Annotated in this window: 13 protein-coding genes; 1 reads left to right on the top strand and 12 read right to left on the bottom strand. The window is 35.1% G+C overall.

Features of this window, described 5'->3' with window-relative positions; translation table 11 throughout:
• Positions 1–100 precede the first annotated feature (100 nt).
• The 7 genes from HMPREF0077_RS00095 to HMPREF0077_RS00065 all read right to left on the bottom strand — a co-directional run bounded on the left by HMPREF0077_RS00095 (position 101) and on the right by HMPREF0077_RS00065 (position 8,322).
• The gene (locus HMPREF0077_RS00095) at positions 101–1,756 is read right to left on the bottom strand and encodes a formate--tetrahydrofolate ligase (RefSeq protein WP_040349172.1); all 1,656 of its coding nucleotides are present in this window, start codon (positions 1,754–1,756) and stop codon (positions 101–103) included.
• Positions 1,757–1,913: 157 nt separating this feature from the next.
• The gene (locus tag HMPREF0077_RS00090; protein WP_004835786.1) at positions 1,914–3,173 is read right to left on the bottom strand and encodes an amidohydrolase family protein; all 1,260 of its coding nucleotides are present in this window, start codon (positions 3,171–3,173) and stop codon (positions 1,914–1,916) included.
• An 11-nt stretch (positions 3,174–3,184) separates the two neighbouring features.
• Positions 3,185–4,339, bottom strand: a complete 1,155-nt coding sequence (locus HMPREF0077_RS00085; RefSeq protein ID WP_040349171.1) for an MFS transporter — start codon at positions 4,337–4,339, stop codon at positions 3,185–3,187.
• Positions 4,340–4,450: 111 nt separating this feature from the next.
• The gene (locus HMPREF0077_RS00080) at positions 4,451–4,972 is read right to left on the bottom strand and encodes a GNAT family N-acetyltransferase (protein ID WP_004835784.1); all 522 of its coding nucleotides are present in this window, start codon (positions 4,970–4,972) and stop codon (positions 4,451–4,453) included.
• A 92-nt stretch (positions 4,973–5,064) separates the two neighbouring features.
• Positions 5,065–6,360: a phosphomethylpyrimidine synthase ThiC gene (gene thiC / locus HMPREF0077_RS00075; protein WP_004835783.1), complete on the bottom strand. Its 1,296-nt coding sequence runs from the start codon at positions 6,358–6,360 to the stop codon at positions 5,065–5,067.
• A 225-nt stretch (positions 6,361–6,585) separates the two neighbouring features.
• Positions 6,586–7,368 carry a nucleoside phosphorylase gene (locus HMPREF0077_RS00070; RefSeq protein WP_004835782.1) on the bottom strand — a complete coding sequence of 261 codons (783 nt, stop codon included), beginning with the start codon at positions 7,366–7,368 and terminating at the stop codon, positions 6,586–6,588.
• Between the two features lie 186 nt (positions 7,369–7,554).
• The gene (locus HMPREF0077_RS00065; protein ID WP_040349170.1) at positions 7,555–8,322 is read right to left on the bottom strand and encodes an NERD domain-containing protein; all 768 of its coding nucleotides are present in this window, start codon (positions 8,320–8,322) and stop codon (positions 7,555–7,557) included.
• A gap of 161 nt (positions 8,323–8,483) precedes the next feature.
• On the opposite strand from HMPREF0077_RS00065, the gene HMPREF0077_RS00060 reads away from it, so the two are divergent.
• Positions 8,484–9,503 (top strand): potassium channel family protein, encoded by a 1,020-nt coding sequence (locus tag HMPREF0077_RS00060; protein ID WP_004835780.1) that lies wholly within the window; start codon positions 8,484–8,486, stop codon positions 9,501–9,503.
• A 47-nt stretch (positions 9,504–9,550) separates the two neighbouring features.
• On the opposite strand, the gene HMPREF0077_RS00055 is transcribed toward HMPREF0077_RS00060, so the two are convergent.
• The 5 genes from HMPREF0077_RS00055 to HMPREF0077_RS10720 form a co-directional block, all read right to left on the bottom strand.
• Positions 9,551–9,997 (bottom strand): hypothetical protein, encoded by a 447-nt coding sequence (locus HMPREF0077_RS00055; protein WP_004835778.1) that lies wholly within the window; start codon positions 9,995–9,997, stop codon positions 9,551–9,553.
• Complete coding sequence (locus HMPREF0077_RS00050; protein ID WP_004835777.1) at positions 9,994–10,200, bottom strand: helix-turn-helix transcriptional regulator; 207 nt, start codon at positions 10,198–10,200, stop codon at positions 9,994–9,996. The genes HMPREF0077_RS00055 and HMPREF0077_RS00050 overlap by 4 nt, the downstream gene beginning before the upstream one ends.
• 187 nt (positions 10,201–10,387) lie before the next feature.
• A complete protein-coding gene (locus tag HMPREF0077_RS00045; protein ID WP_004835776.1) occupies positions 10,388–11,134 on the bottom strand; it encodes an alpha/beta fold hydrolase in 747 nt (248 codons plus the stop codon).
• Positions 11,135–11,158: 24 nt separating this feature from the next.
• Positions 11,159–11,638 carry a hypothetical protein gene (locus HMPREF0077_RS00040; RefSeq protein ID WP_004835775.1) on the bottom strand — a complete coding sequence of 160 codons (480 nt, stop codon included), beginning with the start codon at positions 11,636–11,638 and terminating at the stop codon, positions 11,159–11,161.
• A gap of 367 nt (positions 11,639–12,005) precedes the next feature.
• Positions 12,006–14,867: MiiA motif-containing surface protein (locus tag HMPREF0077_RS10720; protein WP_040349168.1), on the bottom strand; the 2,862-nt coding region annotated here is incomplete at its 5' end.

The raw sequence follows: 14,867 nt of genomic DNA, 5'->3' as shown, positions 1-14,867 counted from the left end.
TTTTATACATATATTATAAATAGTTTCATAAAAATTGCAAGTTTTTGGAAGTAATATATCAGTTTATAGTTTACTTACAAGTCCTTGCAAGGCTAAGCCCTTAGAACAAACCAACAATCTCGTTATTGGCGTCTAAATCAATTTTATAGGCATTAGCATCTTTTGGTAGACCAGGCATGGTCAAGACATTTCCAGTGTAGGCTACTAAAAATCCTGCTCCTGCATTAATTCTTATTTCTCTTATATTTATCTCATAATCCTCTTCGTTTATATTAATATTTGGGTCATCTGAGAGGGAATATGGAGTCTTGGCTATACAAATAGGCATTTGTTCATAGCCTAAAGCTTCTATCCTTTTAATATCCTTCTCACATTTTTTGCTATATACAAGACCCTTAGCCCTATAGATTTCTCTTGCAATTGTGGCTATCTTTTCTTTAATTGATTGCTTAGTATCATATAGGTATTTAAAATCATTCTTATTTTTGCAAAGCTCAACTAACTCTTTGGCGAGTTTAATGCCACCTTCTCCTCCATCGGTAAAGACACTTGTCTCAATGGCTTTTATACCAGTTTTTGATGTTAATTTTTTAAGGAGGGCTATTTCTTCTTCGCTATCACTTTGAAATTTATTTATGGCAACTAGGATATTATTGCCAAATTTTCTCATATTTTCGATATGGATTTCTAGATTTCTAAAGCCTTTTTCTAGGTAAGCTAGATTTTCCTTAGAAATTTCATCAATCCCTAAACCTGCGTGGTATTTCAAACTCCTTACTGATGTAACAATTACACATGCCGATGGACTAAGACCACCTAGCCTACATTTGATATCATTAAATTTTTCCGCCCCCAAATCAGCTCCAAAGCCTGCTTCTGTAATTACATAATCAGCTATAGCAAGCCCCGTTTTTGTAGCAAGGAGGGAATTGCAACCATGAGCGATATTTGCAAAAGGCCCACCATGGATAAGGGCTGGAGTATGCTCTATAGTTTGGACTAGATTTGGCTTTAAGGCTTCTTTCATGACTACACAAACAGAGCCAGTCGCCTTAATATCATCAACTGTAACAGGCTTATTGTTATAATCATAGGCTACAATCATCTTAGACACCCTTTTTTTGAAGTCCTCTATGCTTGTTGCAAGACATAAGACAGCCATCATCTCAGTTGCAACAGTTATATCAAACTTATCTTCTCGAGTAACCCCATCAGTCCTATTACCTAGGCCTATTACTATATTTCTAAGGGCCCTATCATTAAGGTCGACACATCTTCTCCAAACAATTTGTTTGGGATCTATGTTTTTTTCATTTCCTTGATAAATATGGTTGTCTAATATGGCAGCAACAAGATTAACAGCACTTGTTATAGCATGGAAGTCTCCTGTAAAATGAAGATTAATCTCATCCATAGGAAGGACTTGACTATAACCACCTCCTGCAGCCCCCCCCTTTCTTCCAAAGGAAGGCCCCATAGAAGGCTCTCTTAAAACTGATACTGCCTTCTTGCCAATCCTATTTAAGGCCATGGATAAACCGATGTTTAAAGTAGTCTTTCCTTCACCGCTTGGAGTTGGGTTTGTTGCAGTAACTAGGATTAACTTTGAATCATCTCTCATATTATTTGCATATTCCAAGGACAATTTAGCCTTGTAATTTCCATACTTTTCATAATTTGTAAGGGATAATTCCTTACAAAGCTCATCTATATCTTTTAATTTAACTTCCTTTGCAATTTCAATATCAGTCTTCATCTTAATTCCTTTCTTGTTTCTATTTTTATTAAACAAAAATTTCATAAAAGCCGTCATTTTGAATATACCATTTTATGAGTTATTTTTAAGTCAAATATTCATAAATTTACTTCCAAATCCCTAAAGCAAAAAATCCCCAGCAAGCGGGGATTAAATCTTATCTGATATTTAATTTATAATCAAAGGCTCTTTTTTTCTTTTTAAATAAGAATTCACCTTTTCTAATTGATGCCAAACATTCAGCCCTATTTCTTATTGCTTCAAATTCGTTTGGAGCATCCAAAACTATAAAGTTGGCAGGCTTTCCTGCATCAAGACCATATTCATCTTCTATATGCATAGTTTTTGCTCCATTGTAGGTAACGAGGTCTAGGTTTTTATCAAAATCTTTCTCTCTCATAAGTTGGGCAAGGTGGATTCCATTATCAAGTATATTCATAAGATTGCCATTGCCTGCTGGATACCAAAGATCTACTATGGAGTCTTGGGCAAAGCAAACATTTATACCATTATCTACAAATTCCAAAACCCTAGTAAGCCCCCTGCGTTTTGAATAAGTGTCTTGTCTTGCTTGCAAAAAGGCATTTTCTGTTGGAAGGGCTATGAAATTAAGTTTGGATTTCCTAAATAGGCCCATCATCCTAAAGGCATAGGAGTTATCAACTGAACCAAAAGAACATGTGTGGCTTGCAGTTGTTTTTTCTCCTATCTTATTTATCATGGCTTCAGCATTTAAAACTTCCACAAATCTTGCCATTACATCATCTGTTTCATCACAATGAACATCTATTAATTTATCATATTTTACAGCAAGACGGACAATCTCTTTGATTGATTTTTCTCCAAGCTCTCTTGACCATTCATTGTGAGGGATACCTCCTACTACTTCACAGCCAAGTCCTAGTGCTTCTTCAACTAAATCCCTGCCAGTTTTTCCTTCTTCTTCGTAAGAATACATTCCATTTTGTGGGAAGGCTACAACTTGGATAGTGATCTTATCTTTTAGTTCGTCACGAACTTCTAGGGCTGCCCTAATTCCTGTAAGCTTTGGATCAGTGCAGTCAGTTTGAGCCCTAATATATTGAGTTCCGTAGGATGCGCAATCTTCAACTGCCTTGTAGATTCTCTCCTTCATCTCTTCTTTAGTGGTTCCTTTTTTGAAGTCATTCCATAAATCAATGGCCTCAAAAAGAGTACCCGATTCATTTTTTACCTCATCAGTTTTTCCTATCATATAATAATCTAGGTGGAGATGGCTGTCAACATAAGGTGGAATTACGAGATTTCCATCTAAGTCTATTGTCTCTTCCGCCCCCTCAAGGTCATTACCAAAGGCAAGGAACTTACCATCTTCTACTAGAATTTCCGATTGATTTTCATGACCATATATTTTTGCGTTAACAAATTTTTTCTTCATATTTCCTCCTCCTAGGCTAAAATTTTCTTTGCCCTAAATGCTACAACAACACCACAAGCTAATAAGACTACCATTATTTTAAGCAAAATTTCCATAGAAAAATTTGCAAGAATTGCCCCCGACATGGAACTTGTAAACATTATAGTTATATTAAAGGTTGCCGATTGAAGCGAGGTTGCAACTGCTGCTGCATTCGCTGGAACTTGTCTTGCAACAGCTGTTTGAAACAAGGCAACTAGGGCCCCAAAACCAAGTCCCCACAAGAAAAATCCCACATGGCATAGGATACTTTCTCCTTTAAATAGGGCGAATATTAAAAATGCCAGCAAAGAATCTAAAAACAAAAATACTGTTAAATGTCTTAAATGCTTATCAATAACTTTGCCTGCAAGAATTACCGATAAAATAGATCCAATTCCAAAAAGAAGTTGGGCAAAGCCGATTCCCCTAAGATAATCTATGGATTCAATCAAATTAGTAATATAAGTATAGATGCCGTAGTTAGTGATGGATGCTATCGCCGTAAGAAACATAGCCAACAATACTCCCCTATTCTTAATTAGGGTAAGGGGTGAGTTTGATTTTTCTCTTTTTACCCCCTTCACATCAGAAAGCATAAAAAAACAAGCGATAGCTATACATAAACTTGTAAGGCTAATAGCCATAAACTCAAGCCTCCGACTAAGATTTCTTCCTATATATGTAAAAAAAGGGATACCAAGACTCATACCAAAAGTAGTTCCACTCATGATAACAGCAACCGCTTTTCCCTTGTGCTCTTCATCTGTAAGCTTCATTCCGAAAGCAGCAATCATTGGCCACAAGACCCCAGCACAAATTCCTCCGACTATCCTACCGACCAAGGCAAAAGTATATGAACTTGCAAGGCCTACTATTAAATTACTAATAGAAAAGCCTATTAGAAGAACAAGCAGTAATTTCTTCCTAGAAAATTCCACAGTCGCTGATATTAAAGGGATACCAAAAAGAGCACTAGCTATGGCATAAAAGCCTACCAGATTACCTGCTCCTGCTTCACTAATAGCTAAGCCGTCCATAAGCTCAGGTAAGATTCCAGAAGGAACTAGCTCAGTTGAAATAGCCATAAAGGTTACACTTGCCATAAGGATAAAGATTGGCCAGTGAAATATTTTATTTCTATTCAAATAAATACTCCTTTCAAAAAATAATAGCCAGAAGTCATCCTCCTAGCTAAGTTATTATACTATTTATTTTAAAAATAAGCAATCGCAAAGGCTTTCCTATGTATACAAAAATCATTTTTTGAAAGAAATTTCATACTTATAGGTTTTTTTAGTAGCATTTGTCCCTTTTTTTACAAAAATATCTTCGCTTACAACTTTTCCGCCACATTTTTCTGCTACTCGATTTGAAGCCTTATTGTCTTGGTTTACTTCTATAGTTACCTTATCTGCTCCACTTTCCATTGCAAAGGAAATTAATCCTTTAGCAATTTCAGTTGCATATCCATTATTCCATAAATCTTTGTGAATACAATAGGCAATATCATAGATTTTTCCATCATGACTTCTTATAAAACTGCAAGTGCCAACCCTTTCTTTACTATCCTTTAGAACTGGAATTAGATAGCAACATTCTTCATCATCACCCAGTTGTTCTAGTTCTTTAATGTAAGCTTCATCTATTTCTTCCATCGCTTCATCAGGAAGATACTTGCCCATCTCAGGGTCATTCCAAATTTTGTAAGCCCAAAGAGCATCTTCTTTTTGAAATCCTCTAAGTAAAAGTCTTGCTGTCTCAATATCTCTTATTTTCATAGAACCTTCTTTCTAAGACGAACTAAAATTTATTGAAAAAAAGCAAACATCCATGCTTTATCCTTACATAGATGCTTGCAATATTCCTAAGTCTATAAAACTATATCCTTACCTTCAAGGATTAAGTTCATATTTCTAGCTGAACACATGCTTCCACACATAGTGCAAGTTCCTTCTTCTTCTGGTTGAGATGATGCCCTATAGGCTCTACACTTTTCAGGATCTAGAGCTAGTTCAAACATGCCTTCCCAGTCAACTTTTTGGCGTCTTTTGCTCATTTCAAGATCCCATTTTCTAGCATCTTTTAATTTAGCAATATCTCCTGCGTGAGCGGCAATTTTTGCTGCAACTATTCCCTCTTTTACATCATTAACATCAGGTAGTCTCAAATGCTCTGCTGGAGTTACATAACATAGGAAATCTGCCCCACAGCTTGCAGCTATTGCTCCACCTATTGCACTTGTGATGTGATCATAACCTGGGGCTATGTCTGTAACAAGTGGTCCTAGGACATAGAAAGGTGCATTGTGGCAGAGTTTCTTTTCAAGTTTCATATTCATTTCGATATCATTGATTGGAACATGACCTGGGCCTTCGATTATAACTTGAACATCCTTCTCCCAAGCTCTTTTTGTAAGCTCGCCTAGGGTGATAAGCTCAGCTATTTGGGCAGGGTCTGTCGCATCGTGGATGCCACCTGGTCTTAGTGAATCTCCCAAGGATAGGGTAACATCATACTCTCTTAGGATATCCAAAAGTTCATCATAGTATTCGTAGAAAGGATTTTCTTGATTGTTCATCATCATCCAACCAAATAAGAGCGAACCTCCACGAGATACTATCTCATTAACCCTTCTATTTCTCATAAAAATATCAGCATTTGCCCTATTAATACCACAATGGATAGTTACAAAATCTACTCCATTTTCGGCATGGTTTCTAACTACATCGAGAAATTCACGAGCCTTTATGAAACTTAGTCCCTTATCCAAAAAACCAACCGCATCATACATAGGTACAGTTCCTATCATGGCTGTAGATTTTGCTATAAGTTGTTTCCTAAATTCTTGGGTCTTACCATAATTAGAAAGGTCCATTATTGATTCAGCTCCCATCTTTAGAGCCATATCTACCTTTTCCATCTCAAGGTCAAGGTCGTTTAAATCTTTAGAAATACCTAAGTTTACATTGATTTTTGTTTTAAGTCCACATCCGATTCCCTCTGGAGAAATTGAGTTGTGATTTTTATTTCTAGGAATTACTATCTCACCCTTGGCAATTTTTTCCAAAAGAAATTCTTCACTTACATTTTCTTTCTTAGCTACAATTTTCATCTCTTCTGTTACAAAACCATGTTTTGCAGCTTCCATCTGTGTCTTATACTTCATAAATTAAAAAAACCTCCTAAAGCACTAATAGGAGAATAAACATGCTTCATCCCTTGCAGGCATTATCCTGTCCGGTTTGATGGTCGAAGTCGAACTTCCTCTCAGCACATAGCTCCCATAGATCATTAATTTACAACTTATATTATAATAGAAAAAAGAGATTAAGTAAAACTTTTTACAAAATCTCTTTGAAATACATAGAAATTTCTAAGATAAAGAAAATTCCTAATTTTTAATTTCAAGCACAGCATCTATCGCCAACTCTAGGGCATAGGAAAAAGTATCTTCTGCCCAATTTCTCGGGTCATAATTTTCAACATCATGGAGGGTATCTGCCGTAAAGAGTATTTCACCCCAGATTACCTTTCTAAGTTTAGAAACAGCACTTAGGGCAGAACATTCCATCTCCACTACCCTACATCCTTCTTCAATCCTATATTTCACAAGTTCTTTACTTTCCCTATAAAAGCCATCAGTAGTCCATGTTACAGTTTCTATATAAGTTAAGCCTCTTTTATCAAAAAGAGATTTAATAGCATCAATTGCTTTTTGATTAACATCGACAAATCTTGAAGGCTTCATATAATGATAGCTAGTCCCCTCATCCCTTAGGGCCTTTGTTGGAATAAGGAAAACAGATTCTTCAATATCAACCAAAGCCCCACAAGTCCCAGCAGAAATTATCTCCCTCACTCCATAAGCAATCAGCCAATCCAAAAATTGACTGGCAGCTGCTGCACCCACTGGAGCTTGGGCAAGACATATTTCATGATCCTTATAATTTAAAACATAAACCGGATATACTTTTGTAGCTGACTCAAACTCGGCAATTTTTTTAGCCTTATTCTTCAAAGCATAATCATTAATTTCCTCGCCCAAAAAGGCATAGACACATTTTTTAGGCAATTTAATATCCAAATCTTCATGATTAGGCATTATGACAGCTACAGGACTATCATCAAATTCCAAAATAGGAAACTCATTTTTAAACAAAGTCATATCTAACATCTTCTCCTATAATTCATAAAATAAAACATTTCCTTTATTTTACTAGCAAGGAAGATTAAAAAAAAGTCTTTACTTAGCTAAGTGATTCTAAGCGTCCTAATTTTGCCAAAGTCTTTGATAAATATTGATTTTACTCTTCTTTAGAAATATAAAATTAGAGCTTTTTGTATATTTGTCAAAAAGTCTTCAAGATTTTTTCTTCTCACTAACTATAAATCTACACTTAGGAAAATTGGAACATCCCATAAATTTTCCATAGCTACCTTCTCTTTCTACAAGCTTTCCTCCACATCTAGGACAAATATTTTGTTTGATTTTTTCCTCGTTTTCTTTTTTCAAATTTTTAATTTCTCTAGTATGAGAAAAATCACTTTCCTTAGATTTATTCTTCTCTATTATTTCTACTATATTTTTAACATCATCTTCTGAAATGATTTCTTCACTTGAAAGTTCTTTGATTAGATCGCTCACATAGGCGATTTTACAGACCCTAGCCTTACTAACTTCAATAGAATCAATATTCGCCTCACCAGAAAAAGCTATTATTGAATGATAAAGCATTTGTGGATAAGCTTCTTTTATTACACTTTCTATAGCCTTGATATGAGCATAATTTTGAAAAATAGGATTCATAAAATAGTTTTTTTGCTTAAATATAACTTGCGTCCACTGTCTAGAATTTTCTTTACCATAGATTTTTCCCTTATAGCCCTTTGTTTCGATGACAAAGATTCCATAAGTTGAAACAACTATGTGATCAATCTGGGTTGAACTAGTATTATTGCTTGTGTTTTTTAATTTAATATCATGTAGTTTTCTATACTTTGACTTATCCAAATCTTTAAGCTTTACAGATACAGCAAGTTCTCCCAAAGCCCCCTTAAACTTAGACCTAAAGACTGTAAGAAGTAAAATAACACCGATAAAAAAGATTATTGATAAACTTAACTCCATAAGCTCCTCCTTTAAATAATTATAACACTTGTTAACTATTTCTGTCATCTAATAAATTTATCTAAATAATTACCTACAATATATGATTATTTTCCTTAATTAAGCTTAACATCTAGTTTTTTTATGGATTTTATATTATAATCATCAATAAGGAGGGGCTTATGGAAGAGAAAAGAAAACTCAAGCTAATTTTTTGTGCCTTTAGCCTTCTGATGCTAATTGGCGTTGTGGGTTATATGATTTTGCTAAAGGTAGGTTTTATAGATGCCTTGTACATGACAGTAATAACCATATCGACAGTGGGTTTTGGAGAAGTTGGTACAGTAAGCCCCCAATCAGAGATTTTTTCTATTTTCATGATATTTTTTGGTGTCGGTATAGTTGGTTATGCCTTTACAAGTGTTGTAGCTATGTTTGTTGAAGGTAAAGTAGGAGATCTGTGGAAGGGAAGTAAGATGGATAAGAAAATTTTAAGCCTAAATAATCACTATATTATTTGTGGGTCTGGTGAGTTGGCAGAAGTTATTATTAATAAATTTGTAAATGAGAAGCTCGACTTTGTAGTTGTAACTGATAAGCGTGATGACCTTGACGATTATAGTCACCACAATATCCTCGTTGTAGAAGGTCATTCTACAGAAGAAAGTGTCCTAGAACATGCTGGTATTGGAAGGGCTAAGGGCTTAATTGCCTGCCTTGACTCTGAGGTAGATAATATTGTTACAGTCCTTACTGCAAGAAACTTAAACAAGGACATCTATATTATCGCCAATTCTTTAAGCAAGTCTGGAGGAGAAAAGCTCCTAAAGGTTGGAGCAAACAAGACCCTATCTAGTATAGAAATAAGTGGTAATAGGATGGCTTCCCTCATGATTAAGCCAAATATAATATCTTTTCTTGATGTTGTTACTAAAATAGGCGACTTGGAGCTTGACCTAGAAGAAGTCTATGTCAAAAAAGGCTCCTATCTAGAAAACAAGAATTTGATAGAAGCTCAAATACCAAACAAAACCGGCCTTACAGTCCTTGCCATAAAAAAGATTACAGATGGAGAAATGATTTTCAATCCACCAAGCGATTATAGCTTAAAAATTGGCGATTGCCTAATAGTTCTCGGCAAGGAAGATCAGGTAGAAAAACTTAGGAATTTAGGTGATGAAAAAAAGAAAGCTAGCAATTAAGCTAGCTTATTTTTATAAGTATCATAAAAGTCTACTCCCAAGAGGGGCTATATTTTCCTTCTCCAATACAATCTTATAGCTTTACTAACTAAAAGTTGAAAGACTCCTACACTTAGGAGGGTTACAAACACCGCCTTATTTATAAAGCCTGCTAGAATTGCAAATAGAAATATAGCAAGAGATAGGTTAGTTAGGATAGGATAACCAGATTTAAGCCTTATAAGAATTTGCCTCTCGTCATTTTCCTCTATATACATTTGCCTTAACAAGCTATAATCATCTCTCGCCTTATTTATTTTTATAACTTTTCCAAAACAAAAAAGCTCCATACCAATAAGAAGTCCATATACAAAGCCAAAGATAAAATCATTATAGGCAAATTTATCTTTTAGAAAAGCTTCGCCAATAAATATAAAGATTATAGCTAGGCTTATGTAAAACTTATAGATTTTCTCCCTACTTTTTAATTCTTCACTATAAGTATCCAAATTCATCCTTCTACCTCCTCATATAATACAAAGACATCTTCAATCTTTAAGCCAAAATACCTTGCTATTTTGTAGGCTAAAGGCAGGGAAGCTATGTACTTCTCTGTTTCGATAGAAGTGATAGTCTGCCTTGTTACTCCGACAATATCCGCAAGTTCAGCCTGAGATAACTTTCTTTTCTTTCTTAATTCAGCTATTCTCGTTTTCACACTAAGCTCCTTAGAATAAAATGCAATGTACGCTTTATATTTATAGCATAGTCTACTTGTCTATTTTTGTCAAGTGAACTTGCTATTATCCGCAATTTTTATTTAACTTTAATAATTATCCTTAGCTAATATAAAAAAAGTCCTTCCTTTCTGACTTTATCCTTGCTAAAATCAAAAAAGGAAGGCTCTAGTCTTCTTCTAAGAATTTCCTAAGCTTTTTTGAGTATTCATTAGGATGTTCATGGAGGAATTGACCATGACCTAGACCTTCGAAGACTTCACTTTGCATATCACTTATATACTTTTTTAAGTTCTCCTCGCTTTTTTTGGCAATAGGCTCTTCACTTCCCCTCCAAAATAAAACAGGCTTTGTAAAATTTTTCAAGGACTCGGAGATTTGGTAATGGTAGAGATATTTTAAGGCATTTCTGATAGTCCTCTTACTTATTTTTTCATACATCATTTCGATTACACTTGTGTTATCCTTACCCAGCACCCAATCCAGGAGAAACTTTGGTATAGGCTTAGCCTTTTTAATTCTTCCTGTCCCAATAACAAAGGCCCAAGTATAAGGAAGTGCCATAAGGCCCAAGTTACAAGTAACTGCTCCATCCAATAAGACCTTCTCCACGCTAATATTCCCCCTGCTTATAAGCTCTACTGCTATTGTTGCCCCCATGGAAAAACCACAAAGACCATAAAGCCTTCCTCCCATCTTGCTTATTATGTAAGCCTCTAATCTATCTATATTATCTTCAAGCGAAAGCATATCATCATCTCTTGTCGGAGAGTGACCATCGAGTTCACAAAAAATCAAATAATAATCATTAAGATAAGGGATAAGTGGGCCAAAACATAGGTCATAGGTTGAACTAAGGCCATGAATAAATAAAAGTGACCTCTTATCTTTATCTCCATAACTAAGAAAATTCATATTTTTCTCCTAAAGTTCCCATAATTAAAACAAGGTCAAAAGATATCCGTCAAGAATGGCTACCAAAAAATACATAACTAAGGCTCTTAGGAAGGAAGCTAGATGTTTTTTAGGATCTTGGTAGAGGGACTTGTCTGGGATTTTGGAAAATCTTATCCTTTTTGTATTTCTCCACCACAACAAATCAATTATAAGTAGGTCAAAGAGATTAAGACCCTCTCCCAAAATTAATAAACTTAGGAAATTATCAGTAAAATCTCTGCTTCGAAAGGTTAAAGCCAAGAGGAAAAATAAAAATGTAAAGAAAATAAAATTACCAAAGAAAATGGAGAACTTTCCCCTTTCTTTATACTTACCCTGATATTCACCTATCCTACTAATAGCCTCTTGGACTTGATCTGGATAGGACATATAATTTTTCAAATTCTTCTCATCTGTACCAGTTCCAACAAAGCAGAGGATAAAAAACACAGCACACAAAATAAACAATTCAAGTAAAATCATGAACAAACTCCAAAACCTTCATATCTTATACCTTTTCCCAATTCTTTCATAAGAAATCATTAAAGCAAAAGAGACATAACTAAATATCCTTAAATGTGTTATTTTTTCTAATTAGATTTTTGCTAAGAAGATTCCATTCTCTATCATTATGGAAGGGGATTCATCTTATCATCAAAAAAATATAAGAGCTTCACAAAATCCACCTACATTTCTACTGATAGCTATTATCACTTATATTATACAACATATAAAAATCTAAATCTATTTAATTTTATTTACTTTTCCAATCATAAGCCCTAGTATGATATCTTCTAGTAAAAAAAAATGTATCAACCCAAAAGTGGGCTGATACATAAATTAGCTTATCTTATTTTCTCTTCTTTTTCTTTAAGGCTACTAGACCGCTAATAGATGCTAGTAGACTTAGGAGAGTTCCAGACTCTGATTCAATACCGGTCTTAACATTAGAAGAGTTTTTATTACTATTTTCTTTTCCTCTAGATTTTTCCTCAACAAGTTTTGATCCTTCGATAGAATCCCTTGATCCATCAGGGTAAATGATGTCAGCAGAGCCATCTTTATTTACCCTTACATCAGTTCCTTGTGGGAATTTATCCTTATTAGAATCCTTAATTGCCTCTTCTACTTGTCCTTTTTCTTCCTCACTAAGCTTATCTTTGTCATTAACCTCGATTTTCTTTTGTGGAAGTATAGGATCTATCCTATCGGCAATTGTAGTATCTTTTTGGCTATTAGCTTCTTTGCCATTCTCACTAATTAGATTTAATCTATCAGCATCAATCCTTGCTTCTTTGCCATTCTTCTTAACAATAACTGAACCATCAGCCCCTATATTAATGTCCTCAAGAAGTAAGTTAAGACCTGGATTTGCCTTTATTATAGCTTTCTTGATAGCTTCTTTGTCTTCATCAGATAAGTTTCTCCTATCCTTAACCCTTATAGAAGCTGGAATTTGTATATCTAAAGTAGAAGCATCTTCCTTGACAGTCTTAGATCCAGAAATCTTTCCTAGAATCTTTCCATTTCTATCTTTGATTATAAGAGAACCATCATCAGAAACTTCTATTGATGCATCTTTTGCCAAAGAAGGATTTGCCTTTCTTATAGCTTCTCTTACAGCCTCTTTTTCCTTAGCTGTTAATCGCTTGCTATCCTTAACTAGAACAAGTTCATCAGGAACCTTTATTAGGATAGCCTCGCCACTTTCTTGGCCGCCTTCTCCACTAGTAGTTCCTTGACCTTGGGATTTTTTCTTTACAGTTTGGGCTGGATTTAGTCTTCCAAGTTCACTTGAAGCTTTATCACTTATTATAACTGAACCGTCATTTCCTACACTTACTATTGCATCTGTTGGTAAATCTTTGTTAGCATCCCTAACAGCATTTTCTACTGCTGCTTTTTCCTCAGCTGTTAAGTTTGCTGGATCTATTACTTCAACTGGCTTAGCTGGAGCAAGTATTGTCTTAGCACTTGTTTGAGCCTTCTTAACAGTTTGGGCTGAGCTTAATTTCGCTTCTTTTCCATCTTTCTTAATTGTCACATTACCCTTATCGTCAACAGTGATATCTTTATCTTCTAACTTTAGATCAGGGTTAGCCTTTTTAATAGCTTCCTTAATTTTTCCTTGTTCTTCTGCTGTAACCTCGTCTGGATTTGTAACTTCTACTTGATTTTCTGGTGCTTTTACTGCTAACTTACTATCATCTTGCTTAACAGTTTTATCTGGACTTATCTTTCCAATTTCTTTTCCAGTCTTATCTTTAATTGTTACACTTCCATTATCGGAAACTTCTATTGTTGCGCCTTCTGGAAGGGTGCTATTGCCAGAGCCATCCTTGTTGGCATCTTCAACAGCTTTTTTGACTTTTCCTTTTTCTTCATCAGTTAGTGCTTTTGAATTTGCTACTATTACTTGGCTTTCTGGGGCTTTTACAGTTGGTGAAGCTTCGCCGTTTAACGCTTTTTCTGCATCTTCTAATGCTTTCTTAGCTGAATTAACTTCTTCTTGTGTTGCATTTGTTTTTGCAAGTACTTCCTTTGCATTTTCTAGGGCGTCGTCATAGGCTTTCTTCTTATCAGAATCAGCATTCTTGTATTTATCATTAGCTTTTGTCACATTTTCCTTGTCAACAATGGCTTTAAGCCCACTCTTGTCAACTGCTGGTGTAGCTTTTTTCTTAACTACATCTGACGCTGGAAGAATTGTTTCTTTGCCATCTTTCTTGACTACTACTGTACCATTATCTTTGACTTCGATTTGCTCGTCTGTAAGGTCAGTATTTGCTTTCTTAACTGCGTCTTTTACTGCTGATTTTTCTGTATCATCAAGTTTTTCTGGATTTGCAACTTCCGTGATATCTGGCGTTTTTACATCAGCTGATACAGTTTTGTCTTTACCAATTGTCTTTGCTTCTTCGCCAGTCTTTGTAACTGTTACATTACCTTCTTTGTCAACAGAAATTTCTCCATCTTTTAAGTCTGGATTTGCTTTTTTGACTGCTTCTTTGATGGCAGCTTTTTCGTCGTCTGTTAATTTTGCTGGGTCTTTTACAGCTACTTTTGATGGATCTTTTAGTGCAGTTTCTTCTCCAGTTGTAGCTTTTTTCTTAACTACATCTTTTGCTGGAATTGTTGTTTCTTTTCCATCTTTTGTTACGACTACTGTTCCATCTTCTTTAACTTCGATTTGGTCGTCTGTTAAGCCAGTGTTTGCTTTCTTAACTGCTTTTTTAACTGATGTTTTTTCATCTGGACTTAATTTTGATGGATTTTCTACTTCTGTAAGCTCTGGTACTTTTACATCTGTAGATACAGTTTTGTCTTTACCAATTGTCTTTGCTTCTTCGCCAGTCTTTGTAACTGTTACATTTCCTTCTTTGTCAACAGAAATTTCTTCATCTTTTAAGTCTGGATTTGCTTTTTTGACTGCTTCTTTGATTGCAGCTTTTTCGTCGTCTGTTAATTTTGCTGGGTCTTTTACAGCTACTTTTGCTGGGTCTTTTAATTCAGCTGGTGTTTTTGCTGTTGCTTTTCCGGATTGTGTTGATTCGTTTCCAGCCTCATCTTTTGCTTTTGCACTTACTTCTGTACCATCTTTTACTTTGTCTGCTGGTACTGTGATTACACCTTTGTCTGGATCTACTGTTACGTCTGATCCTTCTGGTACACTCCACTTGCCTGTTTGTGGGTCTTTTGTTGCTGTAACTAT

The organism is Anaerococcus tetradius ATCC 35098 (genome assembly GCF_000159095.1).
Taxonomy (GTDB): Bacteria; Bacillota; Clostridia; order Tissierellales; family Peptoniphilaceae; genus Anaerococcus; species Anaerococcus tetradius.
Note: the sequence above shows the minus strand (reverse complement) of the source record. Positions and strands in the feature narration are given on the sequence as shown.

Bases quoted from the DNA above. Each gene is read 5' to 3' on its own strand.
- HMPREF0077_RS00065 (WP_040349170.1), bottom strand. From the start codon at position 8,322: ATGGAGTTAAGTTTATCAATAATCTTTTTTATCGGTGTTATTTTACTT.
- HMPREF0077_RS00045 (WP_004835776.1), bottom strand. From the start codon at position 11,134: ATGAATTTTCTTAGTTATGGAGATAAAGATAAGAGGTCACTTTTATTT.
- HMPREF0077_RS00040 (WP_004835775.1), bottom strand. From the start codon at position 11,638: ATGATTTTACTTGAATTGTTTATTTTGTGTGCTGTGTTTTTTATCCTC.
- HMPREF0077_RS00090 (WP_004835786.1), bottom strand. From the start codon at position 3,173: ATGAAGAAAAAATTTGTTAACGCAAAAATATATGGTCATGAAAATCAA.
- HMPREF0077_RS00070 (WP_004835782.1), bottom strand. From the start codon at position 7,368: ATGTTAGATATGACTTTGTTTAAAAATGAGTTTCCTATTTTGGAATTT.
- HMPREF0077_RS00055 (WP_004835778.1), bottom strand. From the start codon at position 9,997: ATGAATTTGGATACTTATAGTGAAGAATTAAAAAGTAGGGAGAAAATC.
- thiC (WP_004835783.1), bottom strand. From the start codon at position 6,360: ATGAAGTATAAGACACAGATGGAAGCTGCAAAACATGGTTTTGTAACA.
- HMPREF0077_RS00080 (WP_004835784.1), bottom strand. From the start codon at position 4,972: ATGAAAATAAGAGATATTGAGACAGCAAGACTTTTACTTAGAGGATTT.
- HMPREF0077_RS00095 (WP_040349172.1), bottom strand. From the start codon at position 1,756: ATGAAGACTGATATTGAAATTGCAAAGGAAGTTAAATTAAAAGATATA.
- HMPREF0077_RS00060 (WP_004835780.1), top strand. From the start codon at position 8,484: ATGGAAGAGAAAAGAAAACTCAAGCTAATTTTTTGTGCCTTTAGCCTT.